The sequence below is a fragment of the Bradyrhizobium sp. RDM12 genome (genome assembly GCF_051917485.1).
Taxonomy (GTDB): domain Bacteria; phylum Pseudomonadota; class Alphaproteobacteria; order Rhizobiales; family Xanthobacteraceae; genus Bradyrhizobium.
The window spans coordinates 872,047-898,336 of sequence record NZ_CM133064.1 but is presented as its reverse complement, the minus strand read 5'-3'; the positions used below and the strand labels follow the sequence as shown (position 1 = coordinate 898,336).

The following is a 26,290-nucleotide window of genomic DNA, read 5'->3' as shown; positions in this document are numbered from 1 at the left end:
GGGGAGCTTCTCGATGCCAGAGACACTGATCAAGGTCGATCTCACCAAGTCGGCTTACGAAAATGACATGGTGCATAACCGCTGGCATCCCGACATTCCGATCGTGGCCTGGGTCAATCCCGGCGACGATTTCATCATCGAGACCTATGACTGGACCGGCGGCTTCATCAAGAACAACGATTCCGCCGACGACGTCCGCGACATCGACCTCTCGATCGTGCACTTCCTCTCCGGTCCGATCGGCGTTAAGGGTGCCGAGCCCGGTGACCTCCTTGTGGTGGACTTGCTCGACGTCGGTCCGATGAAAGAGAGCCTCTGGGGCTTCAACGGTTTCTTTTCCAAGCAGAACGGCGGCGGCTTCCTCACCGACCACTTTCCGCTGGCGCAGAAGTCGATCTGGGACATCAAGGGTCTCTACACCTCGTCGCGTCACGTCCCCGGCGTGAATTTTGCTGGCCTGATCCATCCCGGCCTGATCGGCTGTCTGCCCGATCCCAAGATGCTGGAGACGTGGAACAAGCGCGAGGCCGAGCTGATCTCGACCGACCCGACCCGTGTGCCTGGCCTGGCAAATCCGCCGTTCGCGGCGACCGCCCATGGCGGCCGCGCCAAGGGCGACGTCAAAGCCAAGATCGGCGCAGAAGGTGCGCGCACCGTGCCGCCGCGCGAGCACGGCGGCAATTGCGACATCAAGGATCTCTCGCGCGGCTCGAAAATCTACTTCCCGGTCTATGTGCCTGGCGCCGGTCTCTCGATGGGCGATCTGCACTTCAGCCAGGGCGACGGCGAGATCACTTTCTGCGGCGCGATCGAGATGGCCGGCTGGCTGCATCTGAAGGTCGAGGTGATCAAGGACGGCATGTCGAAATACGGCATCAAGAACCCGATCTTCAAGCCGTCGCCGATTACGCCGAACTACAAGGACTATCTGATCTTCGAGGGCATCTCGGTCGACGAGCAAGGCAAGCAGCATTATCTCGACGTCCACATCGCCTATCGCCAGGCCTGCCTGAACGCCATCGAGTATCTGAAGAAGTTCGGCTACTCCGGCGCCCAGGCCTATTCGATCCTCGGTACCGCACCGTGCCAGGGACACATCTCCGGCGTGGTCGACGTGCCCAATGCCTGCGCCACGCTATGGCTGCCGACGGAGATCTTCGACTTCGACGTGATGCCGTCGGCGGCGGGTCCCATCAAGCACATCACCGGCGATATCCAGATGCCGATCTCGCCGGACAAATAGGCCCTGCACTCCCTCTCCCCGTTCTTACGGGGAGAGCGTTGGGAGGGGCTGCCTCCGCACGAACGGTAGCAGTCAGATTGCGGAGACTCCCCTCATCCGGAACGCATCTTGCGATGCGTTCCGACCTCTCCCCGCAAGCTCACCGAACGCGAAGGGATACAACATGCCGGTCTATGAATATCTCTGTGACGATTGCGGTCCGTTCAAGGATCTCCGTCCGATGGCGGAATGCGACGATCCGCAAAACTGCCCGCAATGCGAGACGATGGCGCCGCGCGTCATCCTGACCGCACCGAATTTCTTCTGCATGCCGGCGGACAAGCGTAAGGCCCACGCCGTCAACGAGCGCAGCACGCACGCGCCGCAGTCGCTCGCGCAATACAAGGCCTCGCACGGCCCCGGTTGCGGTTGCTGCTCGTCCGGCAAGATCGTGAAGAACAAGGGCGCGTCGGACAAGACAAAGCCGGCGCGGCTGGTGACCAAGACCAGGAGCGGCGCCAAGGGCTTTCCGACCGCGCGGCCCTGGATGATCAGCCACTAATGCTCGCGATGACCTCAAACGAATAAAAGACAGGAGCGCTCAACATGCTTCACGGCGATATTTCCAGCAGCAACGACACCGTCGGCGTCGCAGTGGTCAACTACAAGATGCCTCGCCTGCACACCAAGGCGGAGGTGCTCGACAACGCCCGCAAGATCGCCGACATGCTGGTGGGCATGAAGGCCGGCCTGCCCGGCATGGACTTGGTCATCTTCCCGGAATATTCCACGCAAGGCATCATGTACGACTCCAAGGAGATGTACGAGACCGCCTCCGCCGTACCCGGTGAGGAGACCGCGATCTTCGCGGAGGCATGCCGCAAGGCCAAAGTGTGGGGCGTGTTCTCGCTGACCGGCGAGCGTCACGAGGAGCATCCGCACAAGGCGCCCTACAACACCCTGATCCTGATGAACGACAAGGGTGAGATCGTGCAGAAGTATCGCAAGATCATGCCCTGGGTGCCGATCGAGGGCTGGTATCCCGGCAATTGCACCTACGTCTCCGATGGCCCGAAGGGCATGAAGGTCAGCCTGATCATCTGCGACGACGGCAATTTTCCTGAGATCTGGCGCGACTGCGCCATGAAGGGCGCGGAGCTGATCGTGCGGTGCCAGGGCTACATGTATCCGGCCAAGGAGCAGCAGATCCTGATCTCCAAGGCGATGGCGTGGGCCAACAACGTCTATGTCGCGGTTGCCAACGCGGCCGGCTTTGACGGCGTCTATTCCTATTTCGGCCACTCCGCGATCATCGGCTTCGACGGCCGCACGCTGGGCGAGTGCGGCGAGGAGGATTACGGCATCCAATATGCGCAGCTGTCGAAACATCTGATCCGCGATGCGCGCCGCAACGGCCAGTCGCAGAACCATCTCTACAAGCTGGTCCACCGCGGCTACACCGGCATGATCAATTCCGGCGAAAGCCCGCGCGGTGTCGCGGCCTGTCCCTATGATTTCTACAAGAACTGGATCGCCGATCCCGAAGGCACGCGGGACATGGTCGAGGCGATGACGCGCTCGACCGCGGGCACGGCCGAATGCCCGATTGACGGCATCCCGAACGAGGCCGCACCGAGTAATTACTAGGTCACGACGGCCGATATCTGGGTCGGGTGGTAACCGCATCTTGCGCGGAATGGCAGGTTTTCCGGCAAAACCGTGACGCGGTTGCAACATAGCTGCCGGATTCCGCCTCGGTTGTGCGCCAAACGGACGCATTCGGATCCGACCGTAGTTCTACGAAACGTTCTCATGGCCTAAGGTCACTGGCGGAACAGCTGCGGCGGGGGAGTGTGACGTGAGGGGCGTGGGGCGACGGAGGCCGCGGGGTGAACTGGGCCGGTATGGCGCCGTGTCATGCGCCGGCGCATCGGCCGTCCTGACGCTCGTGTTCGGCCTCGGCATTTCGACCACGCCGGCCACGGCGCAATGCGCGCCTGATCCGGCCTCAAGCGGCCAGACCGTCACCTGTAGCGGCACTGATGCCGACGGCTTTCAGGCCGGCGCTGGCATCAACAGCCTCACCGTGAACGTGCTGTCGGGCGCGACGGTGAATGACAACGGCTCAGTCTCGATCGGCGTCAACGGCTCCAGCACCGTCACCAACAACGGGACGCTGTCTGCGGGCTCGGGCCTGACCGGCATCAGCGCGAGCAATTCGAATGCCGTGACCAACAACGGCATCATCACGGTGCTTGACAACGGTCTCGGCATCTCCGCGCTCGATCACAACGTCATTGCCAATGCCGGAACGATCACGACCGGCGACAGCGGCGCCGCGATCTCGGTCGGTGACAACAACACCGTCACCAACAGCGGTGCGCTGTCGGTCGGAGCGTCGGGCGCAGGCATCTTCGCCGGCCAGAACAACACGATCACCAATGCCGCGGCAGGCACGATCACCGGCACCAACAATTCGGTCGGGATCTTCGCGTTTGGCGGTGCGACCGTGACCAACGCCGGCGCGATCACCGTCGGCGATTCCACCGGATTCTCCGGCGGCATTCTCGCGATCAACGACCACAACACGGTCGTCAACACGGCCACCGGCACGATCTCGGTCGGGCAGAATGCCGCCGGCATCTTCATGCTGGGAAACTTTCAAACCGTCGGCAATTTCGGCGCTATCAAGGCGGTCGACTTCGGCGTCGGTATTGCCCTATTTGGCGATGACGCCAAGGTCACTAATGGCGGTTCGATCACGACGGGCGACACCGGGTCGGCAGGCATTTCGGTGCAGGGCGATCGGGCCGCCATCAGTCAGAGCGGGACGATCAGTGTTGGCTTGGGCAGTGCGGGCATCGCCTATTCCGGCCTGTCCTCCACAATCACGAACAGCGGGCGAATCACGGGGACCGATTTCGCCGAGGGCATCATTGTGTCCGGCGACGGCAACGTCGTCACCAACAGTGGCACGATCTCTGTCGGTCCCTCAGGCGTCGGTATCGATGTGTTCACGCTGTCGACGACCAACCAGGTCGTCAATACCGGCACCATCACGGTCGGCGCCGGCGGCGTCGGTATCAGCGTGAATGGCGGGGCGAGCGTCTTCAACTCGGGAACCATCAACGCCGCGACCGGTTTTGCTGCGATCGAGTTCTGTAGCTGTGGCTCAAATACGCTTACCCTTGGGCCCGGCAGCATCATCAATGGCTTCGTGCTTGGGTCCGGCACCTTCCAACTCGGCGGCACGGGCAGGGATACGTTCGATCTCAGCCTGATCGGCACTGGCCTCCAATACGACGGCTTTGCAACCTTCAACAAGGTCGACAGCTCGACCTGGACCGTGACCGGCACCGGCAATCAGGACTGGAACGTGCTCGGCGGCACGCTCATGCTCGCCGGCACCATCAACGGCAATGTGAGTGTTGCGGCCGGCGGTACGTTTGGCGGCGTCGGCACGGTCAGCACGATCGGCGTCAATGGCGGCACGCTGACGCCGGGCAACCCGACCGGGACGCTCACCGTGTCCGGCGATCTCTCGTTCACGTCGGCGTCGCGCTACTTGGTGCAAGTCTCCGGCACCAGCAACGGCATCGCGGTCGTCACGGGAACGGCGACGCTCGGCGGCGCCACGGTGGTGGTCGTCCCGACTGGTTCGATCGCGAAGCATTACACGATCCTGACTGCGGGCACGTTGCCCGACAGGTTCAACCCGGTCGTGGCGGGGCTCTCGTCGAATCTCCAGGCCAGCCTGAACTACGACCCGAACAACGTGCTTCTCGATCTCGCGCTGAATTATGGTGGCGGTCTCAACATCAACCAGCAGAACGTCGCCAACGTTCTGACGCACTACTTCGACAGCACCGGCAGCCTGCCCGTGGCACTGGCGAACCTCTCGCCATCCGGCCTGACGCAGGCCTCCGGCGAATCAGCAACGGGATCGCAGCAGACGACGTTCAATGCGATGAACCTGTTCATGAGCCTGTTGACCGACGTATTCGGCTCGGGGCGGAGCGGCACGCCCGGGGCGACGCCTTATGCCGATGAGACCAGCGCGACTGCCTACGCCGCATCAGGCAAGCGCCCGAGCGACGCCTTTGCCTCAATCTATCGCAAGGCGCCATCGCCGACATTCGAGCAGCGCTGGGAAGTCTGGGCGGCCGGCTTCGGCGGTTCTCAGACCACCGACGGTCGCGCGGCACTCGGCTCCTACAACACGACCAGCAGCGTCTACGGGACCGCGGTCGGTCTCGACTATCGCTTCTCGCCAGCGACAGTCGCGGGCTTCGCGCTCGCCGGCGGCGGCACCGGTTTCGGCGTCAACGGACTGGGCTGGGGCCATTCGGATCTGTTCCAGGCGGGCGCGTTCATTCGCCACAATGCCGGGCCCGCCTATGTCACGGCCGCGCTGGCCTATGGCTGGCAGGATCTCACCACCAACCGCATTGTCACGGTCGCCGGCACCGATCAGCTGCGTGCGCAGTTCAATGCCAATGCCGTTTCCGGCCGTATCGAGGGCGGCTATCGCCAGGCGACGCCGTGGATCGGGCTGACGTCCTATGCCGCGCTGCAGGCCACAATGTTTAGCCTGCCGAGCTATTCGGAATTCGCCGTGGTCGGCAACAACGCCCTCGCGCTCAACTATGCCGCCAAGGACGTGACCAGCACCCGCACCGAGCTCGGCGTGCGCGCCGACAGATCGTTTGCCACCATCGGTGGCGTGCTGACGTTGCGCGGCCGCGCCGCATGGGCGCATGATTTCAATCCGGATCGCACGGTCGGCGCGGTGTTCCAGACGCTGCCGGGATCGGCTTTTGTCGTGAACGGTGCCGCACTGGCGCGCGATTCCGCGCTGACCACGGCGTCGGTGCAGATGAACTGGATGAACGGCTGGTCCGCGTCGGCAACCTTCGAGGGCGAGTTCTCGAACGTCACGCGCTCCTACGCCGGCAAGGGCGTCGTGCGTTACACCTGGTAGGCTCTACCGCTTCTGGTGCGTTGGCTTGCGCGGCGGACGCGGCACGGCGGTAGGCGCGGGCGTTCCGCTCATCTTGTTGGCGGCTTCACTGACATCGAGCAGCGAACGGCGCGTGTCATCGAGAAAGCTCGCCGATTTCCTCCTCATCGTGTCGGAGAGCTCGTGCAGCCCCTTCACCTTTTCGAACAGCTCGTCGGCCTTGCCGTCGACGAAGCCGGGGACCACGCCCTCGATTTTCGTGACGGCCTTGTCGAAGCCCGCAAATGCATTGTCGACCTTGAGCATCACCGCGTCGATCTGGTCGCCCTTGCCTCTGAGGTCGGCGGTATAGTCTTCGAACGTGCGCAAGCCGTCCTTGATCGCCGGCGCGTTGCTGACGATGGTGCGATCCACGCTGTGCAGCGTGTCGACGATGGATTCGGCATCGCTCAGATCGGCGGTCAGCACGGGAATGCCGTCCGAGTCCAGCGGCACCGGCGGCGCGGACGGGGCGCCGCCGATCAGCGAGACCGCAGCGACACCGGTCAGGCCCTGGAACTCGATGCCGGCGACCGTGTCCTTGCGGATTGGCGCGGTGTTGTCGAGCGACACCAGCGCCACGACCTTGCGCGGACTGTCCAGCTTGATCGACAGGATCTGGCCGGCAGGCACACCGTCGAAATTGACCGGGCCGCCACGGCGCAGGCCGCTCGCGGAACCGCCTTCGAACACGACGCGCAACTGGCTGCGGCTCTGGATCGTGCGCCATTTCTGCACGCTGAGCAGGCCGCCGAACGCGACGGCAATCGCCGCCAGCGTCGCCGTGCCGATCACCAGATTGCTCGCGCGTGCCATGAGGCTGAGTCTACGGCCAAAGCAGGGAAGTTGGAAGAAGCCCGGACGGCCGCGATTCTAGCTGAGGCGGGTTAGGGAAGCGTAATCCGCCCTGCGCGACATCAATGCCCGGCTGCGCGTTTTGCCGCGGCATTGTTCAGCACGATCAAGGCGTCGACCGCCACGCCGGTCTTGCTGTTGATCAGGAACGGATTGACATCGATCGAGGCGATCCGGTCGCCGGCATCCGCGATCAGGTTGGACAGGCCGACCAGCGCCTTCACGGCCGAGGCTTCGTGCAGCGCCGGCCTGCCGCGATAGCCGCGCATCTTGATGCCGGCCTTGGTGCGGCCGATCAGGAGCCGCGCCTCGGCCTCGTCCAGCGGCGCGCCGGCAAGGGCCACGTCCTTCATCAGCTCGATATCGATGCCGCCGGTGCCGAACAGCACGACGGGGCCCATCTCGGCGTCGAGCGACGCGCCGACCACGAGCTCGAGATCGGCCTTGACCTGCTGCGCGATCAGGATGCCGTCGAGTTTTGGCTTGCCCTTCAGCTTCTTCACCCGCGCGGTGATGTCGGAAAAAGCCTTCTTTACCTCGGCCGCACTGTTGAGGTTCAGCACGACGCCGCCGATATCGGATTTGTGCAGGATCTCGGCGCTGACGACTTTGGCCACGACCGGGAAACCGATCTGGTTGGCGATCTTCACGGCTTCCGCCGCCGTCTGCGCGATTCCCTCCTTCGAGACCGGGATGCCATAGGCCTTCAGCAGTCTCTTCGAGGCGACCTCGTCGAGCGCGGCGCCGCTCGCCGATGCCAGCGCTTTCTCCAGTACCGCGCGCGCGGTGGGCTTCGAGCTCGAGACGATGTCGGGCACCTCTTTGCGCAGCTTCGCATAGGCGAGCAGCGATTTGATCGCGGTCACCGCGCGGTCCATGCCCTGCATCACCGCGAGGTGCGGCAGCGATTTGCGCAGCCCCTTGGTGAACTCGGTGAAGCCGATCGACATCGCGCTGATATAGATCACGGGTTTTCCGGCCCGGCTCGCCATCTCGTCGACGATGCGCAAATTGCGCTCGCGCTGCTCGTGCGGCGCTTTTGGAAACTCGGCGTCGACGATGACGATGTCGATATCAGGATCGTCGATCATCAGCTTGATCGACCTCATGTAGACGGAGGGATCGACCACCGCCGCAAAGCCGGCATCGAGCGGATTGCCGACGATCGAGCCCGGGCCGAGCATCTTGGCCAGTTCGCCGCTGACATGCGGGCTCAGCGGCGCGAAATTCAGGCCTTCTGCATAGAAGGCGTCGATCAGCATGCCGCGCTTGCCGCCGGACAATGTAACTGCGGCGAGCCGGTCGCCCTTGGGCACGGCGGCGTGGACGAAGCATTCGGTGGTCTCGATCAATTCGTCGAGGCCGCCCACGCGGATCACGCCTTCGCGGGTTGCGATCGCGTCGAACGTCTCGATCGAGCCCGCCAGCGCACCGGTGTGCGCCATCGCCGCGGCGCGGCCGCCCTCCGATGATCCGAGCTTGAGCGCGATCACCGGCTTGCTCGCGGCGCGCGCGGCCTTGCAGGCGTCGCGAAACGCCTTGGTGTTGCGCACGCCTTCGAGATAGACCACGATCACCTTGACGCTCGGATCTTCGGCGAAATAGCGCATCAGGTCGGGTGTCTCGAGCCCGGTCTCGTTGCCGGTTGTCACCAGGTAGCCGACACCGACGCCGCGATCCTCCAGCGCTTGCCGGATTGCCATAACGATGGCGCCGGATTGACCGGCGATCGCCACCGCGCCCTGCTCCATGGTGACGATGCGGTCGTCGATGTTGGTGAAGAGCTTCTCGCCGGCGCTCAAATTGCCGAGGCAGTTGGGCCCGGTGACGGCGAGTCCCGTTTCGCGCACGGCCTGCTGCAGCTCCGTGGCGAGCTTCTGGCTCGCCTCGTCCTGCAATTCGCTGAAACCCGACGTGACAATGGTCGCGGACCGCGCGCCGGCAGCAGCGGCGTCGCGGATCACCTGCACGGCAAAGCGCGCGGGCACCAGCACCAAAACGTGATCAGGCCTCTCGGGGAGGCTCGCAAAATCCTTGTAGCAGGGCACGCCCCAGATGGTTTCGCGCTTGGCGTTGACAGGATAGAGCCCGCCCTCGAAGCCGTATCTGACCAGATTGTTCCAGATGCGCTCGGCGTAGTTGCCCGGCTTGTCGGTCGCACCCACCAGCACGATGTTGCGCGGATGCAGCATGGCGTGGATGCCCTTGACGATGTCGCTGGCATCGGGCGGCGGCGACCATGAGCGGGCAGGAACCGACGCAGCGGAGACCTGCGCTTTAGAGACCTGGGCTTTGGAGACCTGCGCTGTAGAGATTTGCGCTTTAGGGACCTGGGCTTCCATGGCGTGACCTCACCTTTTGTTCTTCTTGGTGGCGCGTCACGTTGTTGTATGGCGAGTTCGGTGGAGTGGCAACCGGCCGGGCTGCATGCCGCATGGCGGAATGCGCGGAGGATCGCAAGCGACGACTTCAATTGCCGGCACGCGCCGCCTCCGTGCGAGTGTCGTAAGACACCCAGCCTGTAGGCGAGCGTCTCTCGTGCGCACCAAGCGCGGTTTACGAGAGCTCGATCGATCCCGGGCGGGTCGATTGCGAACGGCTAGTCCCTCTCTCCGATCAGGGTGGCATGCAGGAGGTAACGTTCGGGGCCGGACGTCACGGCGTCGAACGGCCAGCAGGTCGCAAGGACAAGCTCGAAATCCTGCGTCGCGGGATCGATGCCCGTTGCGTCGAAACGGACAACCGCGGCAGAATCCGCGCGATAACGAAAGCGTTTACCGTCACTGCGCGTGACATCGATCACGTCACCGATGGCAACATCCCGCAGGAAGCGGAAATGTGTATCGCGATGAGCAGCATATATGGCAACGCCGCGCTCGCCGGCACCAGCCGAATGGTGCAGATGACCGGGTCCGAAAGCGAGCGCCTGGCCGCTCGTGCCTTCTAGCACGATTGCGCTGGCGCCGATCCGCTTGACCTCGATCCGCGCCACCGGCCAGGTATCGGCCCAGGACCACGGCTTGACCGGCCGGCCGGTCGCAACGCTCAGGTCGAACGCACGTTCCAGGAGCACCTGCGCGAGCCACGCCTTGGCGTGGATGTAGGCGCCGTCGCCGAACAGGATCGTTCCGACAAGCGCCAGGACCAGAGGCGAGATGAGGCGGGGCATGATATTCCCTCTCTCGTCATTGCGAGCGAAGCGAAGCAATCCAGACTATCTCCTTGGCGGCAGTCTGGATTGCTTCGTCGCTTCGCTCCTCGCAATGACAGTTTAAAAAGGCGCGCGCGGCCGTTGCTATTGGGACGGGCAGCCGCGCGCGCTAGACAAGAGGAGTTGGGGGGCTCCTCTCAAGCGGCGTCGGTGAGCAAGTGCTGACGCCGGTTGAACACGAACAGGATCAGGGCGAGGACGATCATGATCAGGCCTGCGATCATCTTCAGCGCGGCCGAAGTCGCGGTCTTGGGCAGGCGGATCGTATCGGGTGTGACGGGAGCCGGACGCCTTGCTGCGGGTTGGCCTGCATCGGCGCGGCGCTCGCGCAACTGTGTCGGAGTCAGCTGCGGCCGTTCGCCGAACACCTTCGCGAAATCCCAGCCGGCGGGCAGGTTGATCGGAAGCTCGCTGAGCTTGAGCGGCTGGCCTTCGGGACGGCTCGGCGTCCTGTCGACCGCGACGAGACTGGTCAGTCGCGTGACGATCTGGTGGTCGAGCGCCAGTGCAAGGATCGTCTTGTCCGTGTCCTCCGGCGTCAACTCGCGGAGCGTCCGCGCCACCTCGGCGTCGCCGATCTTGCGCCTGGCCCAGAGTTTTGACACGCCCTTGCCTTCGGCGGCATTTTGCAGCGGCAGCGTCACCGACCACGGCCGGTCGCCGACGCGACCCCTGATCTCCAACGAGCCCGCAAGCTTGTCGAGCTTTGCTGCGAGCACCAGCGGCTCGTCGCGATAGATGTCGGGAATGATCGCGGGCGTGACGTCGGCTTTGGCCTCCGAGAATTTTGCGGTGAGGCCGGTCACGGCAGGGTTCTCCAACCTGGCGAACAGGCCGCGCATGCGCTCCTCGACCTGCTCGACCGAACCGATATGGGTGAAGGCGCCGCGGCCGAGCTCGGAAGCCCGCGTCATCAGATAGGTGTTGGGCGCGGAGCCGATGCCGACCATGAAGATGCGCGAGCGGCCGCGCATCGCGGTGATGGTCTCGAACAATTGCTGCTCGTTGCCGATCGCGCCGTCGGTCAGGAACACGATCTGGCGGACCATATTGGTATCACCAACCTTGTCGGTCAGTGCCGCACGCATCGCCGGCACCATCTCGGTGCCGCCGCGCGCCTGCAATGCGCCGACGAATGACGTCGCTTCACTGACATGCGCGGTATCGGCGGGCACAGAGCTCGGAAACAACACGTCCATAGTGTCGTCGAAACGGATCACGTTAAAGCGGTCGTTCGGCTGGAGACGGCCGAGCGCATAGAGCAGGCTCGCCTTGGCCTGCTCGATCGAGGTGCCGCCCATCGAGCCGGAATTGTCGATCACGAACACCACTTCGCGCGGCAGCGGCTTCTGCGTTGCTTGCTCGGCGGCCGGCGGTGTGACGAAGGCGAGCAGATAGTCGGAATCGCCGACATGCTCGCGGAACAGCCCGACCGACGGCGCCTTCTCCGCGGCCGGCTTCCAGGTCAGCTCGAAGTCGCGGTCGGCCGGCACCGTGCCGTCGGCAAGCGTCACGACGCGCGTCGTGTTGTCCGGGCTCTCGATCTTGACGTTGTGATGGTGGCTCTTCACCTCGCCGAGCGCAAAGCCGGCTTTCAGGTGCACCGTGATGCTGGTCGGATTGATCGGCGCGTTGTTTGGAGAATTCTTGCCGGGATCGAGAACCGGCGGCGAGATGCGGTCACGGTCGGGCACCGGGTCTGAATTGCTCGCGCCCCAGCCGGAGCCGTCCTTGCGAAACTCGACGCTCTGCACGATCGGCGTCGGATTGTAGCGCGGCGCGACCACCAGCGGCACGCGCAGCGAATATTCATTGCCGGATTGATGCACCGCCTCCTGGTATTCGATCTGCACCAGCACGGTTTCGCCGGGACCGACATTGGCGACCGAGTTGGTGAAGATGTTGGGCCGCTCCTGCTCGGTAAGCGCGGCCTTCTGTCCGTTGCGGCGCGCCTGCTCGTAGATTGCGCGTGCCTGCTGACGCTCCCTGATGTCGCCGACGATGACGCGGTCGCCGACCACCATCTTGAGCGTGTCGACGGCGCCGTCGGTGGCCAAGGGATAGACATAGGTCGCCTCGACCCAGTCCTTGGTCGGGTTGCGGAAGATCTGCGTGACGCGCGTGCGCAGCGTTGGGCCTGATACCGTGATGTCGATATCGATCCCGAGACGGATGGCTTCGGTGTAAGCGCCGTCCTGCTTCAGGAGGAGGCTGCCGGACTTGGCGTCGCCGGGCTGGAGCAGGCTTGCCTGCTCGGTCGTTGCGGACCAGCCCGACGTGAAGCTCACCAGCAGGGCTACGAAGCTGACCAGGAGCACGGCAATGCCCTGTGCCAGGAGAAACAGTCCGACCTTGATCAGCTTGCCGAGCCAACGGTGGTCATTGCCGTCGATCGTGTCGTAATTGCTCATTGGACCTGCTCCCGAACGGTGGTTGATGACGCCGAGCATCGGTCGGGAGGGGGTGATTTCGCGAGCAGAATGATCGGCAATGTTCCGCCGCGGCTGGCCTGCGCGGGCCGCCGCTTGGGCGGCGATGTCCGGTTTTGTGCTGATTTGTCCGCCCTGCTAGACTGGTGCTCGTGGGAAGCGGGGCCAACGATGCAGACGCCGGATAAACTCAATGACGGGCAGCTTTCGGACGAGCAAAGCCGCGAGGTCGCGGACACGATCCGCGAGGAGATCGCCAGACGCCGGATCTCGCGGCAGGCGCTCGCCGAGCGGGCCAAGCTCAGTCTCTGACACTGGAGAAGGCGCTCGGCGGCCGCCGCCCGTTCACGCTGGCGACCACGGTCCGGCTCGAGCAGGCGCTCGGCGTGTCGTTGCGCAAGAGCAACACGGCTGCGCCGTCGCCCACGGTCGGCAACGATGTCGCGCCCGACAGCCTCGGCTCCTATTCGCATCGTGCGGTGACCTGGATCGAGGACGTCTACGTCACGCTGCGGCCGTCCTTTGGCGACAAGGATGCGATCTTCGCCTATCGCACCGAGATCGCCTGGGAGCCGAAAATCTCCTCGCTGGTTTTTCGCGAGGGCGAGCGGACCGATGCGGCCTATGAGCACACCGGCGAAGTCGCGGTGCCGCATCAGTCGGGGTTCATCTACCTCGTCATCAACAAGCATGGCCAGCATCGGGTGATCACGGTGTCGCGCCCGACGGTGAACGGCGAGATGTATGGTATCATCTCGTCGCTGCGCGCCGGCCCCGGCTCACAATTGACCCCGATCGCAGCGCCCATCGCCTATGTCCCACTGAAGAACGTCCGAGAGCCGACACTGGGGCGGATCGCACCTGATAACCCCAACCATGCGTTGTATCGCAGTCACCTGCGTCGCACCGTGGAAGAGCCGTTTGCTTTGTTCCTGCCGGGGTAGCTAAGCTGTCGCGTGACAGCGCGCAAAAAAGATAGCGGCCTTTCGGCCGCTATCTCGCGCGTGTCGGCAATTTTCGAACGAAACTAGCCGCTCGGTTCGGCGCTGATGATGGGGCCGAACAGCTCCCATTGACCGCTCCTAAAACGCCACATCTTGAGCTGCTCGATCGGCGCGAAGTCGGTGGCCGAGGTGTTGATCGTGATCCCCGGGATCAGCGTGTCGGGGGTGAAGTCCTTCAGGCTGGCGGCCTGCTTCATCACGTTCTCGCGGGTGAGATTGTCACCCGCCTGCTTCAGCACCTGCACCATGGTCTGGGCCGCGGCGTAACCGTAAACCAGATTGGCGTCCGAGATGTTCGCGCCGGGCATGTACTTCTCGATGAAGGCCATGAACTTCTTCATGCCCGCATCGTCCTTCCATTGCGGATCCGAGGCATCCTTGAGGTAGCCGGCCGAGAGCACGCCTTCGGAGGCATCGAGGCCGGCCGGTTTCATCACCGCGCCGATCGACACCGAGACGTCGGTCATCAGATGCATCGGCTTCCAGCCGAGCTCGGCGATCTTCTTGATCGCCTGCGCTGCGAATTTCGGGGTCGCGATGTTCACGAAGACGTCGGCGCCGGTGTCCTTGAGCTTGACGATGTGGGCGTCGATCGAGGGCTCCGAGGTTTCATAGCTCTCTTCAGCCACGATCAGCTTCGAAGCCTTGTCGCCGAACACGTCCTTGATGCCGGCAAGGTAGTCTTTGCCGAAATCGTCGTTGGCATAGAAGATCGCGACCTTCGCGTCCGGCTTCTCCTTCAGAATGTATTTTGCGAAGATCCGTGCCTCGACCCGGTAGCTTGGCTGGAAGCCCATGGTCCAGGGGAAGTTGTGCGGATCGTTCCACTTGCTGGCGCCGGTGGCGAGGAAGAGCTGCGGCACCTTCTTGGAGTTGTGATATTTCTGCACGGCGGTCTGGGTCGGCGTGCCCAGCGCGTTGAACACCAGGAAGACCTCGTCGCTCTCGATCAGCTTACGGATCTGCTCCACCGTTTTCGGCGGCGAGTACCCGTCGTCGTAGGAGATCCAGTTGATCTTGCGGCCGTTGATGCCGCCCTGATCGTTGATCATCTTGAAATAGGCTTCCTCAGTCTTGCCGATGACGCCATAGGCGGAAGCAGGTCCCGAATAGGCCTCGACATTGCCGATCTTGATCTCGGTGTCGGTGACGCCGGTGTCGTACGCCTTCTGGGCGGAAGCGCCCTGGATCGTGAGCAGCGTCAACGCGGTTGCTGCGGCAAGCAGGGAGAGTTTCTTGTTCATGAAAATTCCTTGCGATTCTTCTGGGTTGGAGCAGGCACGTCGAAAACAAGAAGCGCCCGCGAGAGGGGCGCTTTGATCAGGCATTGGCGACCTTCTTGTCGATGTCGGAGGCGGCCGAGAATTCCTTGCGCAAGGTCGGCTTGTGGATCTTGCCGGTGGCGTTGCGCGGCAGCGCATCGACGAAGCGAACCTCGCGCGGGCATTTGAAGCGCGCAAGATGGGCCGCGCAATGCGCAAAGACATCGGCCTCGGTCAGGCGCTGGCCGTGTTTGACCGCAACAATGGCGAGGCCGACCTCGCCCCATTGTGGATCGGGAATGCCGATCACGGCGGCTTCCGCGATCGCAGTGAGCTGATGAAGGACGTTCTCGACCTCGGCCGGATAGACGTTTTCACCACCGGAGATGTACATGTCTTTCCAGCGGTCGACGATGTAATAGAAGCCTTCGTCGTCCACGCGCGTGGCATCGCCCGTGTGCAGCCAGCCGTCGGTGAAGGAGGATTTGTTCGCCTCCGGCCTGTTCCAATACCCCGGCGTGATGTTCGGTCCCTTGACCCAGAGCTCACCGAGTTCGCCGATATCGGTATCGCTGCCGTCGGGACGGACGATGCGGACCTCGGTGTGCAGCACCGGCTTGCCGGCGGAGCCGGCCTTGCGTGCCGCGTCCTCGCGATCGAGCACCAGCACGGCGGGCGAGGTCTCTGTCATGCCGTAGCCCTGCTGGAGCGCGACGCCACGCGACTCCCACACCTTCAGCAGCGGCACCGGCATCGAGCGCCGCCGACGCCGCACACGATCAATCGGGAAAGGTCGGTCGTCGCGAAAGCCGGATGCTGCGCCATGAACTGGTAGATCGCGGGCACGCCGAAGAACACGTTGATGCGCTGGGCGGGATCGTTGATCAGGCCGAGCGTGGTACCGGGATCGAACGCGCGCATGATCATCACGGTGCCGCCGGCATGCAGCACGGGATTGGTGTAGCAGTTGAGCCCGCCGGTGTGGAACAGCGGCAGCACGGTGAGCAGCACCGAGGACGGTCCGATGCAGGCAGGACCGCCGAGATTGACGCAATTCCAGAACGTCATGCCATGCGTGATGGTCGCGCCCTTCGGATGTCCTGTCGTGCCCGAGGTGTACATGATGGTCGAGACGTCATCGAGGGTAACTTCTTCGATTCGGTCGAGCGGCTTTGCTCCGGCGATGCCGGCCTCATAGGCGCCGCCGGGGCCGAGCAGCAGGCTCGAAGCGATACCGCAGAGCTTCACCACTGTCAGCGCGGTCTCGGCCAGATCGCTGTCGTGGATCATCACCTTCGGCGCGCAGTCGCCGGTGATGAACTGAAGCTCGGGAACGGTGAGGCGGGTGTTCAGCGGCACGAAGACGGCACCTAACCGTCCGCAGGCGAACTGCACCTCCAGCGTATCGGTGGCGTTCAGGGCCAGCACGGCGACACGGTCGCCGCGCGAGATTTTCAGTGTGTGGCGGAAGAAAGAGGCGAGGCGCGAGACGCGGGCGTCGAGCTGCGCATAAGTGAAGCGGCGCTCGCTTGCGAGGTCGACGGCCGCAACTTTGCCGGCCGAGCGGCGCGCATGATGAGCGATCCAGTCGTAGTAACGAACGGCCAACGATCCCTCCCTCGGCGGTGTTGTGCCGCCTGCGATTTTTGTTGCTGCGCACCATGCCCGGCGTGGCCTTGGGAGACCAGCCGGAGTTTTGTGCAGCAGTCTTTTTTTGATTTGGAGTTGGCCTGCGAGGGATGAAAACCGTCTTGCGTTGAGTTGCTAGATGTTAGCCTCGCGAGGTGCCACATCCCACCCAGCCACTCGGCGCAAGTGAGCCGCCAATGTTCCGGCCATGGTGGAACGAGAAGAGACTCGTCGAGGCGCAAATGCAATGAGCAGTCCGTTCTATACCGCTGAGCACGACGCTTTTCGCGACGTGATGCGCCGCTTCGTCGACAAGGAGATCACGCCGTTCGCCCATGAGTGGGACGAAGCCGGCGAATTCCCCCGTGCGCTCTATCGCAAGGCGGCCGGGATCGGGCTGTTGGGGCTCGGATTCCCCGAGGAATATGGCGGGATCGCCGCCGACCAGTTCATGAAGATCGTGGCCAGCCAGGAGCTGGCGCGGGCAGGTGCCGGCGGCGTCAGCGCCAGCCTGATGAGCCACACCATCGGCTCGCCGCCGATCGCACGCGCGGCGCGGCCGGAGGTCAAGGCGCGCGTGCTGCCGCAGGTGCTCGCCGGCGACAAGATCTCTGCGCTTGCGATCACCGAGCCGGGTGGCGGATCCGATGTTGCAAACCTCCGCACCAGGGCACGGCGCGACGGCGATCACTACGTCGTGAGCGGCGAGAAGACCTTCATCACCTCAGGGATGCGCGCAGATTACCTGACGGTTGCGGTGCGTACCGGCGGCGAGGGTGCCGGCGGCGTCAGCCTGCTCTTGATCGAGGGCGATACGCCCGGCCTGTCGCGCACCAGGCTGAAGAAGATGGGCTGGTGGGCCTCCGACACTGCAACGCTGCATTTCGACGATTGCCGCGTCCCGGTCGAAAACCTGATCGGCGAGGAGGGCCAAGGCTTCAAGATCATCATGCAGAACTTCAACAGCGAGCGCATGGGCATGGCCGCCGGCTGTACCGCCTTCGCCCGCGTTTGTCTTGACGAAGCGATTGCCTACGCCAGGGAACGCAAGACCTTTGGCAAGCCGCTCGCCCAGCACCAGGTCATCCGCCACAAGATCGTCGACATGGCGCAAAAGGTCGCGGCGTCGCAGGCGATGCTGGAGATGCTGGCCTGGCGGCTGGAGCGGGGCGAGAGCCCGGTCGCAGAAATCTGCATGATGAAGAACCAGGCGACGCAGGCCATGGCGTTCTGCGCCTCGGAAGCCGTGCAGATTTTTGGCGGCGCCGGCTTCTTGCGCGGCATCAAGGCCGAGCGCATCTACCGCGAGGTCAAAGTCAACGCTATCGGCGGCGGCACCGAAGAGATCATGAAGGATCTCGCCAGCCGGCAGATGGGCTTATGACCCCCGTGTCATTCCGGGACGCGGGCAGCGCAAGCCGGGAATCCATCGGGCCGCATCCACTTAAATTCACAGGCTGATGGTTTTGTGCAAGACAATGGGTACGCTGCCCGGCAGCAAAGGAAGTCCCCGATGATCACGCTCTATCACTGCGACGCTGCGCGCTCGTTCCGTCCGCTCTGGATGCTGGAGGAGATGGGGCTACCCTATGAGCTGAAGATGCTGCCGTTCCCGCCGCGGGTCTTCGCCAAGGAATATCTCGCGCTCAATCCGTTGGGCACGATACCTTTCATGGTCGATGGCGAGACCAAGATGACCGAATCCTCCGGCATCTGCCACTATCTCGGTGTCAAATACGGCCCGACGCCGCTGATGGTCGGCCCGGAAGATCCCGCCTATGGCGCCTTCCTGAACTGGATGTATTTCAGCGACGCCACGTTAACCTTCCCGCAAACGCTGGTGCTCCGCTACACCCAGCTCGAGCCGGAGGAGCGCCGCAATCCGCAGGTCGCTACTGACTATGCCAAGTGGTTCCTGGGGCGGCTGCGCGCCGTCGAGGCCGCGACCGCAAATGCCGAAAACTTGTGCGCCGGCCGTTTCACCGCCGCTGACATTGTCATTGGTTACGCGCTGCGGTTGGCCGGTAGTATCGGGCTCGCCAAGGATTTCGGGCCGAATGTCGCGGCCTATTGGGCGCGCCTGCAGCAGCGCGATGGTTTCAAGCGTGCGGTTGCTGCGGAGCAGAGGGCTGGCGCCGAGCAAAATGTTGCGCCGCGCGTGAGGGCGTAAGCCCTCCGCAGGTTGGAGGTACGGTTTCATTGCGGCTTCGGGAAGACTGATCGTCGTCCCGGAATGGTAATCTTTTGCGCTCCATGACAGCGCTATCGCGTCGTGACAGCGTCCAGATTTCCGCTAAGGTGATCTCCGTCCGCAGCGGCCAGAGAGCCGCGCGAGGAGGATCCCCATGGAAGATAACGGTCGCGAATCCGACCATCTGATGCTGATCACCCTGAGCGGGTGTTCTATGCCGGCTTGCTCGGCAGGCCCCGCAAGCGGACCCCAGGTTGCTGCCACGTCTATGTCGCCGTGAAAGGCAGTCTGCACCTGACCATTGACGACCTTCTCACCACCGGCGAGCTGTTCGTCACCCTGCCGAACCAGCGGCATTCCATTGCCGGCGACTACCGCACCGCAATCAGCGTGACCCTCGAGCCGGAGAGCATGCCGGATGGCGTGATCGAGGCCCTGGCCGAACGGCTGATGGGACCGGACCGCGCGATCTATGCCCGAAAGATCCTCGCTGCCTACGCGCTGCTGCGCCAGCGCCGCTATGGCGACATCACCACCGCCGAATTCGACGAGATGTGTTTTGGCGAAGCATTGCCGCGCCGTGTGCTCGACCCGCGTGTGATGCGCGCCGTCGCCCGCATCGGCCGCTTCTCGGGTGAGCCGGTGACCGCCGATACCTGCGCGGCGGAGGCGGGCCTGTCCGCCTCGCGCTTCCTGCACCTGTTCAAGGAGGAGACCGGCATCTCGTTCCGCTCGTTCCGCGCGTGGAAGCGCGCGCGGCACCTGCTGCACTTCGCCAACCAGGACCTCAACCTGGCTCATCTCGCGCAGGATATCGGCTATCCCGACAGCACCCATTTCAGCCATTCGATCCGCCGCTTCTATGGATTGAAGCCGCGCGCGATCTTCGTCGGCTCGCGTGATCTCGCGATCTATCGCAGCAGCGAGACCGTGAGGCTCGCGGAGGCGAGCTAGCACCGGTTTTACAGTCTTGTAGGGTGGGCAAAGTGCAGCGTGCCCACCACCTCCTCTGAGTTTGGCGAGATGGTGGGTACGGCGCAAGAGCGCCTTTGCCCACCGTACGATAGCTCGTCTTTAGCTAGCTTCTCCGCGCAAGAAGCGGCGTGTCGCGCGTCACATGATCGCAAACGCTGAATTCTCAACGTGCGAGACATGACTGGTATGAGTGACAAGGCGGTCATCACCTGCGCGCTGAACGGCGTGCTCACCGATCCGAAGCAGCACAATGTGCCGGTTACGCCCGAGCAGATGGCGCGCGAGGCGAGAGCTGCGTTCGATGCCGGCGCCTCCATCATGCACATCCATCTGCGCCAGCAAGCCCCGGACAAGGGACATCTGCCGTCCTGGGACGTGAGGGTAAGCAAAGAGATCCAGCAGGCGATCCGCGAAGCCTGCCCCGGCGTCATCATAAACCACACCTCGGGCGTCTCAGGGCCGAACTACTCCGGCGCGCTGGATTGCATCCGCGAGACGAAGCCGGAGATCGCCGCCTGCAATGCGGGCTCGCTGAACTACCTGAAGGTCAAGGCCGACAACACTTGGGCCTGGCCGCCGATGATGTTCGATAACGCGGTCGAGAAGGTGAAGGACTATCTCGACGTCATGAATTCGGTCGGCACTATCCCCGAGTTCGAGTGTTTTGACGTCGGCATCGTCCGCTGCGTCGGCATGTACCATCAGGTCGGCATGTACAAAGGCCCGCTCGAGTATAATTTTGTGATGGGCGTCGCGTCGGGGATGCCGTCGGATCCCGACCTGCTGCCGATCCTGATCAAGCTGAAGCGTCCTGAAGCGCATTTTCAGGTCACCGCCATCGGCCGCGAGGAAATTTGGCCGCTGCACCAACGCTGCGCCGAGCTTGGCGGACATCTGCGCACCGGCCTGGAGGATACCTTCTATCTCGCCGACGGCAAGAAGGTGACGTCGAACGGCCAGCTGATTGAGGCCATCGCCGCCTGCGCCCGCCGTGCCGGCCGCGAGATCGCAAGCGCCGCCGAGGCGCGGAAGATCTTTGGGACGAATCGGTAAGGTATCGCCTCATCCGTCATTGCGAGCGCAACGAAGCAATCCAGAATCTTTGCCTTGAGACAGTCTGGATTGCTTCGCTGCGCTCACAATGACGAGCAGGAAGCTGTCATGTCCATTCTCGAAAACACCATTTCCCCCGGCGGCGCCGCCTACCACGCCAATCGCGATGGCATGCTCGCGCTGATCGACCGCATGCGCGCGCTGGAGGAGCGTACGCGCGCGGCATCGGCAGCGGCAAAGGACCGCTTCCACAAGCGCGGCCAGCTGCTGCCGCGGGAGCGCGTTGCGCTGGTGCTCGATCCCGGTGCGCCCTTCATCGAGCTGTCCACGCTCGCCGGCTACATGTTCGATCTGCCGGATGCGAGCAAGAGCGTGCCCGGTGGCGGGGTCATCGCCGGCATCGGCTTCGTCTCGGGCATCCGTTGCATGGTCAGCGCCAACGACGCCGGCATCGACGCCGGCGCGCTGCAGCCCTACGGCCTCGACAAGACGCTGCGGGTGCAGGAACTCGCGCTGGAGAACAAGCTGCCTTACGTGCAGCTCGTCGAGAGTGCCGGCGCCAATCTGCTGCGCTATCGTGTCGAGGATTTTGTCCGCGGCGGCAACATCTTTCGCAATCTCGCGCGGCTGTCGGCGGCGGGGTTGCCGGTCGTCACCGTCACGCACGGGTCATCCACCGCCGGCGGCGCCTACCAGACCGGCTTGTCCGACTACATCGTCATGGTGCGCGGCCGTACGCGCGCCTTCCTTGCCGGGCCGCCGCTGCTGAAGGCTGCGACAGGGGAGATCGCGAGTGAGGAAGAGCTCGGCGGCGCCGAGATGCACACGCAAATCTCCGGCCTCGGCGACTATCTCGCCGAGGATGATCGCGACGCACTTCGCATCGCGCGCGAAATCATGGCGGCGCTGGAATGGGAGCGGCCGGGCAGGGCGGCTCCGCCAGTCAAGCCGCCGCGCTACGATCAGGATGAGCTGCTCGGCATCATGCCCATGGACCACAAGCGCACCGTGGACATGAAGCAGGTGATCGCGCGCATCGTCGATGATTCCGATTTCACCGAGATGGCGCCGAACTACGGCCCGGCTACCGTCTGCGGCCATGCCCGCGTCGAGGGCCAGGCGATCGGCATCATCACCAACAACGGCCCGCTCGATCCCGCCGGCGCCAACAAGGCAACGCATTTCATCCAGGCCTGCTGCCAGACCCGCACGCCGATCCTCTATCTCAACAACACCACAGGCTACATGGTCGGCAAGGCCTATGAAGAAGCCGGCATGATCAAGCACGGCTCCAAGATGATCCAGGCCGTGACCTCGGCAACGGTGCCGCAGATCACGATCTATTGCGGGGCGTCGTTCGGCGCCGGCAATTACGGCATGTGCGGGCGCGGCTTCCATCCGCGCTTCTGCTTCTCCTGGCCCAACGCCAAGACCGCCGTGATGGGCGGCGAGCAGGCCGCCGAGACCATGGCGATCGTGACGGAAGCCGCCGCCGCGCGCCGCGGCAAGCCGATCGAGAAGGACAGGCTGGACGCGATGAAGGCCGAGATCGTCGGCGTGTTCGACGGACAGATGGATGTGTTCTCGACCAGCGCCCGCGTGCTCGACGACGGCGTGATCGATCCGCGCGACACCCGCGCGGTGCTCTCGGAGGTGCTCGCGATCTGCCGCGAAGGCGATACGCGTACGCCTCAGCGCATGCAGTTTTCGGTGGCGCGCCCATGAGGAACGGATCAGTGCAGCACCGGCCGTTTTTCAAGGTCCTGGTCGCCAATCGTGGCGAGATCGCGCTACGCGTGATGCGTAGCGCGCGGCGGCTCGGGCTCGGCGTCGTTGCCGTCTATTCGGATGCGGATCGCGACGCCCTTCATGTCAAGCAAGCCGATCAGGCGGTGCGGATCGGCGAAGCCCAGCCGGCGCAATCCTATCTTAACATTCCCGCGATCATTGCGGCGGCCAGGGCGAGCGGCGCGGATGCCGTGCATCCCGGCTACGGCTTCCTGGCCGAGAACGAAGAGTTTGCGCAAGCCTGCAAGGATGCCGGTCTCGTCTTCATCGGCCCGTCGCCGCAAGCGATCGAGGCCATGGGCAACAAGGCCGGCGCCAAGGAGATCATGAAGAAAGCCGGCGTGCCTGTCGTGCCGGGCTATCAAGGAACGGATCAGGCCGACGATGTCATGCTCGCGGAGGCCAAAAAAGATCGGCTTCCCGGTGATGATCAAGGCGGTCGCGGGCGGCGGCGGCCGGGGCATGCGGCTCGTGGCGGACGTCGGATCCTTCGCCGATGCCCTGCGCAGCGCGCGGTCGGAAGCGAAGGCGGCGTTCGGCGATCCCACCGTCATTCTTGAACGCGCCATTCAGAACCCGCGTCACATCGAGATCCAGGTATTCGGCGATAGCCACGGCAATGCCATCCATCTCGGCGAGCGCGACTGCTCGGTGCAGCGGCGGCACCAGAAGCTGATCGAGGAGGCGCCATCGCCCGCGGTGACGCCGGAGTTGCGCGCGAAAATGGGTGAGGTCGCGGTCGCCGCCGTGAAGGCGTTGCGTTACGAGGGCGCGGGGACGCTGGAATTCCTGCTGGATGAGCGCGGCGAGTTCTACTTCATGGAGATGAATACGCGCCTTCAGGTCGAGCATCCCGTGACCGAAGCGATCACCGGGCTCGATCTGGTCGAGCTGCAGCTGCGGGTGGCGCGCGGCGAGCAGCTCCCCATGAAGCAGCATGACATCAAGTTCACAGGTCACGCCATCGAGGTGCGACTCTGCTCGGAAGATGCCGCGCAGGATTTCATGCCGCAGTCCGGCCGCATGGCGCGCTGGCAGGTGCCTGATGGCATCCGAGTCGAGCACGCGCTGCAATCAGGCTCGGAGATCCCGCCGTACTACGATTCCATGATCGCCAAGGTGATCAGCCACGGCTCCACGCGCGAGGAAGCGCGGGGGCGGCTGATCGTCGGGCTGGAGCAGCTCACCGCGCTGGGCGTGACGACCAATCAGGCGTTCCTGATGTGGTGTCTGCGTCATCCCGGCTTTGCCAGGGGTGAGGCGACGACGGCCTTCATCAGCGCGCATCGCGACGAATTGCTGGCGCCGCCCCCGAACGCCGCATTCGACACGGCGCTGGCGGGCCTGCTGCTTTACGTCACGAATCTGCGCGCGCCGGCGTGGCGGAGTGGCCGGAGCTTGTCGGCAACATTCCCGCTGCCAGCGAAAATCGAGATCGCCGGCCGCGCGCTTGAGCTCGAAGTCACGCGTGAGCGCGAAGGCAGCTACACCGTCGCCACCGACGGTCGCCAGGACAGGTTCGAGATCGAGCAGCTTGATCCCGACTCCATCCGCTTCCGCCACGACGGCGTGATGGACCGCGCAAAATTCCTCCGCGACGGCGATCGGCTCTACCTCCAGCACCGCGGCATTCCGCTCGCAGTCACTGATCTGACCCTCGCCGCGCCAAAGGCGGCAGCAAGCAATGGTGGCGACGGCAAGGTCCGCGCCGCCTTGAACGGCCGCGTTGTCGCCGTCCTGGTCAAGCCGGGCGACCGCGTCGCTGCCGGCCAGCCGGTGCTGACGCTAGAGGCGATGAAGATGGAGCATGTCCACAAGGCCGGCATCGACGGTGTGGTTTCGGCGATCGACGTCGCCGAGGGCGAGCAGGTCACGACGGACAGGATCGTGGCGGAGATCGGGGTGGGATAGGGCAGCGACCGCCGCGATCGTAGGACCTCCTACCGTCCGTCAAGGGGGAAGTGTCCTTGCTGAACCCAGCATAGCGCCGTGCTCGACGCAGTCCAGGACGCTGCGCGCCGGCTTTGCCGGTGCCTTCGGCATCCTGGACATCGTCTGCGCGCGACGCTTGGCGATCGTCAGGTCGGGACGAAGGAATGGTCCGCGCCCGGCCGAACAAAGGAATGAGATTACGCTGTCGCGGTGATGTTTTCGCTGTTGTAGTCCGCATCGTAAGGGGTCTGCCGCCTGAGTGTCGTGCAGAGGGCAAAGAGCAAACGATCCCCGACGCTGCGCAGGGCGCGCGCGTGGCCATGTCCCCGCGCCCGCAAGGCATCATACCGTTTCCGGGTGGCCGCATCGTGTTGCATGGCGACACGAGACCAGTGATGGACCGCGCTCTGCAGCCGCCTGTTGCAGGCGAGGCGACGGACCACGAAGCGCTGCTTGCCGCTTTGCCGCGTCACCGGGGCAGCTCCTGCCAAAGCGCGCAGAGCATGGTAATCTCGTCTGCGCAGGGGCTCTGCGGCCTCGGCGAGCAGTGTGGCGAGATTGATCCTGCCGATACCTGGCCAGGAGCGTAGGATCGTCACGTCGCACTGCGCCGGGCTCTGCCCCGAGGCGCTCTCCTCTGCTTCGAGCTCGGCACAGAGACGGTCCAGGCTCTGATGAGCCTCCTTGATCTGCCGATTGACCAGATGCAGGCGCGCCGCCAGGCTGCGGATGTGGGCGCAGGCGGCCTCGGTCGTGCCCGACGCCACGAACAGCGGGGTCTCACGCAAGATCTTGAGCGCCGCCGCCGCATCGAAACGGCGGATACGATATGCACTCAGGATGCGCGCGATGGCCTTCTCGCTGGCCTTGGCCGCCCTGTCCGGGGTCGGCACCTTCTGCCAAAGGGCCAGGAACCATTCGTCGGCGACATCGTCGGTCAACTTGGTGGCTTGGGGATAATAGCGCCACAACTGCTGGCGAAGACGGTTGGCGAGACGCGTGCGCTCCTGCTGCAGTTCGTCGGCCAAGCGCGACCACTCACGCAACTCGATCATCGTGGGATCATCAACCACAAGCCGGCGGAAGGCCGCGCGATCCGTGCGCAGCGAGCCTGCGAGCACATGGGCATCGCGGCGGTCGTCCTTGGCACCAGCTGCCGTGAAACGATCACGGAAGCGGTCGAGCTGCTTGGGATTGATGGCAAACACCGCAAACCCGTGTTCGAGCAACATCTCCACCACCGGGCCGTGCGGCATCTCGATCGCCACGGCGATCTGTCCCGGTGCGGCCTTGGTCTTCTCAAGCAGCCAGTCACGCAGCTCCGTCAGCCCAGCGCCGTCATGGGCGAACTCGCGCCGAGCAACCTGTCTTCCTTCGGCATCCAGCAGGCAAACGCTATGGCTCTGCGTTGCCCAATCGATCCCGGCGAACCAGTGTGCATCTTCGATCATTTTGGGACCTCCTTGCTCTCAAAAGCGGGCCACCGCGATCTCGATCAATCCCTGTACTGGCGCTCTCGGCGCAAACCTCCTACTGGATATCGACCGCGGCCGCTCTGCCGGGGCGCGGCTCCTACGTCGGTGTTCAAGACACAGGTGGGCAAGGCTGCTCCCGGCGGATCGGCCCGCACTCCCAGTCTACACCGTTAGACTGGCTGCGAACCCCAAAGGGTACAGGTGGGCAAAGGCGCAGAGCGCCGTGCCCACCATCTTTCATTGATTGCAATTGGAATGGTGGGCA

14 protein-coding genes and 4 pseudogenes are annotated in these 26,290 nt (G+C 64.0%); 11 read left to right on the top strand and 7 right to left on the bottom strand.

What is annotated here, in order from left to right; translation table 11 throughout:
• Positions 1-13: 13 nt before the first annotated feature.
• From fmdA to ACTGJ9_RS04230, 4 genes are all read left to right on the top strand, one after another.
• The gene (gene fmdA / locus ACTGJ9_RS04245) at positions 14-1,243 is read left to right on the top strand and encodes a formamidase (protein ID WP_456676053.1); all 1,230 of its coding nucleotides are present in this window, start codon (positions 14-16) and stop codon (positions 1,241-1,243) included.
• Between the two features lie 163 nt (positions 1,244-1,406).
• Entirely contained in the window at positions 1,407-1,784 is a 378-nt protein-coding gene (locus ACTGJ9_RS04240) for an FmdB family zinc ribbon protein (protein ID WP_456676052.1), read from the top strand.
• 44 nt (positions 1,785-1,828) lie between these two features.
• The gene (locus ACTGJ9_RS04235; RefSeq protein WP_456676051.1) at positions 1,829-2,869 is read left to right on the top strand and encodes an aliphatic amidase; all 1,041 of its coding nucleotides are present in this window, start codon (positions 1,829-1,831) and stop codon (positions 2,867-2,869) included.
• Positions 2,870-3,134: 265 nt separating this feature from the next.
• Positions 3,135-6,203 carry an autotransporter outer membrane beta-barrel domain-containing protein gene (locus tag ACTGJ9_RS04230; protein ID WP_456676050.1) on the top strand — a complete coding sequence of 1,023 codons (3,069 nt, stop codon included), beginning with the start codon at positions 3,135-3,137 and terminating at the stop codon, positions 6,201-6,203.
• 3 nt (positions 6,204-6,206) lie between these two features.
• On the opposite strand, the gene ACTGJ9_RS04225 is transcribed toward ACTGJ9_RS04230, so the two are convergent.
• From ACTGJ9_RS04225 to ACTGJ9_RS04210, 4 genes are all read right to left on the bottom strand, one after another.
• Positions 6,207-7,037 (bottom strand): MlaD family protein, encoded by an 831-nt coding sequence (locus ACTGJ9_RS04225; protein ID WP_456676049.1) that lies wholly within the window; start codon positions 7,035-7,037, stop codon positions 6,207-6,209.
• Between the two features lie 101 nt (positions 7,038-7,138).
• The gene (locus ACTGJ9_RS04220; RefSeq protein ID WP_456678438.1) at positions 7,139-9,268 is read right to left on the bottom strand and encodes an acetate--CoA ligase family protein; all 2,130 of its coding nucleotides are present in this window, start codon (positions 9,266-9,268) and stop codon (positions 7,139-7,141) included.
• 407 nt (positions 9,269-9,675) lie between these two features.
• Positions 9,676-10,245 carry a class GN sortase gene (locus ACTGJ9_RS04215; protein ID WP_456676048.1) on the bottom strand — a complete coding sequence of 190 codons (570 nt, stop codon included), beginning with the start codon at positions 10,243-10,245 and terminating at the stop codon, positions 9,676-9,678.
• Between the two features lie 179 nt (positions 10,246-10,424).
• A complete protein-coding gene (locus ACTGJ9_RS04210; RefSeq protein ID WP_456676047.1) occupies positions 10,425-12,698 on the bottom strand; it encodes a marine proteobacterial sortase target protein in 2,274 nt (757 codons plus the stop codon).
• Positions 12,699-12,887: 189 nt separating this feature from the next.
• Here ACTGJ9_RS04210 and ACTGJ9_RS04205 point away from each other — a divergent pair.
• Positions 12,888-13,660: pseudogene (locus ACTGJ9_RS04205) on the top strand (helix-turn-helix domain-containing protein).
• 83 nt (positions 13,661-13,743) lie between these two features.
• Here ACTGJ9_RS04205 and ACTGJ9_RS04200 read toward each other — a convergent pair.
• Together ACTGJ9_RS04200 and ACTGJ9_RS04195 are read right to left on the bottom strand one after the other, a co-directional pair.
• Entirely contained in the window at positions 13,744-14,964 is a 1,221-nt protein-coding gene (locus ACTGJ9_RS04200) for an ABC transporter substrate-binding protein (protein ID WP_456676046.1), read from the bottom strand.
• A 76-nt stretch (positions 14,965-15,040) separates the two neighbouring features.
• Positions 15,041-16,590 (bottom strand): annotated as a pseudogene (locus tag ACTGJ9_RS04195) (acyl-CoA synthetase).
• Between the two features lie 268 nt (positions 16,591-16,858).
• Between ACTGJ9_RS04195 and ACTGJ9_RS04190 the strand changes: the two are divergent.
• The 6 genes and pseudogenes from ACTGJ9_RS04190 to ACTGJ9_RS04165 all read left to right on the top strand — a co-directional run bounded on the left by ACTGJ9_RS04190 (position 16,859) and on the right by ACTGJ9_RS04165 (position 24,529).
• Positions 16,859-17,995: an acyl-CoA dehydrogenase family protein gene (locus tag ACTGJ9_RS04190; RefSeq protein ID WP_456676045.1), complete on the top strand. Its 1,137-nt coding sequence runs from the start codon at positions 16,859-16,861 to the stop codon at positions 17,993-17,995.
• A gap of 129 nt (positions 17,996-18,124) precedes the next feature.
• Positions 18,125-18,781, top strand: coding sequence for a glutathione S-transferase family protein (locus tag ACTGJ9_RS04185; protein ID WP_456676044.1), 657 nt, complete (start codon positions 18,125-18,127; stop codon positions 18,779-18,781).
• Positions 18,782-18,956: 175 nt separating this feature from the next.
• Positions 18,957-19,756, top strand: a pseudogene (locus tag ACTGJ9_RS04180) (AraC family transcriptional regulator).
• Between the two features lie 207 nt (positions 19,757-19,963).
• On the top strand, positions 19,964-20,830 hold the full coding sequence (locus ACTGJ9_RS04175) for a 3-keto-5-aminohexanoate cleavage protein (protein WP_456678437.1): 867 nt from the start codon (positions 19,964-19,966) through the stop codon (positions 20,828-20,830).
• 108 nt (positions 20,831-20,938) lie between these two features.
• Entirely contained in the window at positions 20,939-22,555 is a 1,617-nt protein-coding gene (locus ACTGJ9_RS04170) for an acyl-CoA carboxylase subunit beta (protein ID WP_456676043.1), read from the top strand.
• Positions 22,552-24,529, top strand: a pseudogene (locus ACTGJ9_RS04165) (acetyl/propionyl/methylcrotonyl-CoA carboxylase subunit alpha). The gene ACTGJ9_RS04170 and the pseudogene ACTGJ9_RS04165 overlap by 4 nt, the downstream one beginning before the upstream one ends.
• Before the next feature lie 218 nt (positions 24,530-24,747).
• On the opposite strand, the gene ACTGJ9_RS04160 reads toward ACTGJ9_RS04165, so the two are convergent.
• Positions 24,748-26,001: an IS110 family RNA-guided transposase gene (locus ACTGJ9_RS04160; RefSeq protein ID WP_456676042.1), complete on the bottom strand. Its 1,254-nt coding sequence runs from the start codon at positions 25,999-26,001 to the stop codon at positions 24,748-24,750.
• Positions 26,002-26,290: the final 289 nt, after the last annotated feature.

Bases quoted from the DNA above. Each gene is read 5' to 3' on its own strand.
- ACTGJ9_RS04220 (WP_456678438.1), bottom strand. From the start codon at position 9,268: ATGCTGCATCCGCGCAACATCGTGCTGGTGGGTGCGACCGACAAGCCG.
- ACTGJ9_RS04225 (WP_456676049.1), bottom strand. From the start codon at position 7,037: ATGGCACGCGCGAGCAATCTGGTGATCGGCACGGCGACGCTGGCGGCG.
- ACTGJ9_RS04210 (WP_456676047.1), bottom strand. From the start codon at position 12,698: ATGAGCAATTACGACACGATCGACGGCAATGACCACCGTTGGCTCGGC.
- ACTGJ9_RS04200 (WP_456676046.1), bottom strand. From the start codon at position 14,964: ATGAACAAGAAACTCTCCCTGCTTGCCGCAGCAACCGCGTTGACGCTG.
- ACTGJ9_RS04215 (WP_456676048.1), bottom strand. From the start codon at position 10,245: ATGCCCCGCCTCATCTCGCCTCTGGTCCTGGCGCTTGTCGGAACGATC.
- ACTGJ9_RS04185 (WP_456676044.1), top strand. From the start codon at position 18,125: ATGATCACGCTCTATCACTGCGACGCTGCGCGCTCGTTCCGTCCGCTC.
- ACTGJ9_RS04175 (WP_456678437.1), top strand. From the start codon at position 19,964: ATGAGTGACAAGGCGGTCATCACCTGCGCGCTGAACGGCGTGCTCACC.
- ACTGJ9_RS04240 (WP_456676052.1), top strand. From the start codon at position 1,407: ATGCCGGTCTATGAATATCTCTGTGACGATTGCGGTCCGTTCAAGGAT.
- ACTGJ9_RS04170 (WP_456676043.1), top strand. From the start codon at position 20,939: ATGTCCATTCTCGAAAACACCATTTCCCCCGGCGGCGCCGCCTACCAC.
- ACTGJ9_RS04235 (WP_456676051.1), top strand. From the start codon at position 1,829: ATGCTTCACGGCGATATTTCCAGCAGCAACGACACCGTCGGCGTCGCA.
- ACTGJ9_RS04190 (WP_456676045.1), top strand. From the start codon at position 16,859: ATGAGCAGTCCGTTCTATACCGCTGAGCACGACGCTTTTCGCGACGTG.
- fmdA (WP_456676053.1), top strand. From the start codon at position 14: ATGCCAGAGACACTGATCAAGGTCGATCTCACCAAGTCGGCTTACGAA.
- ACTGJ9_RS04160 (WP_456676042.1), bottom strand. From the start codon at position 26,001: ATGATCGAAGATGCACACTGGTTCGCCGGGATCGATTGGGCAACGCAG.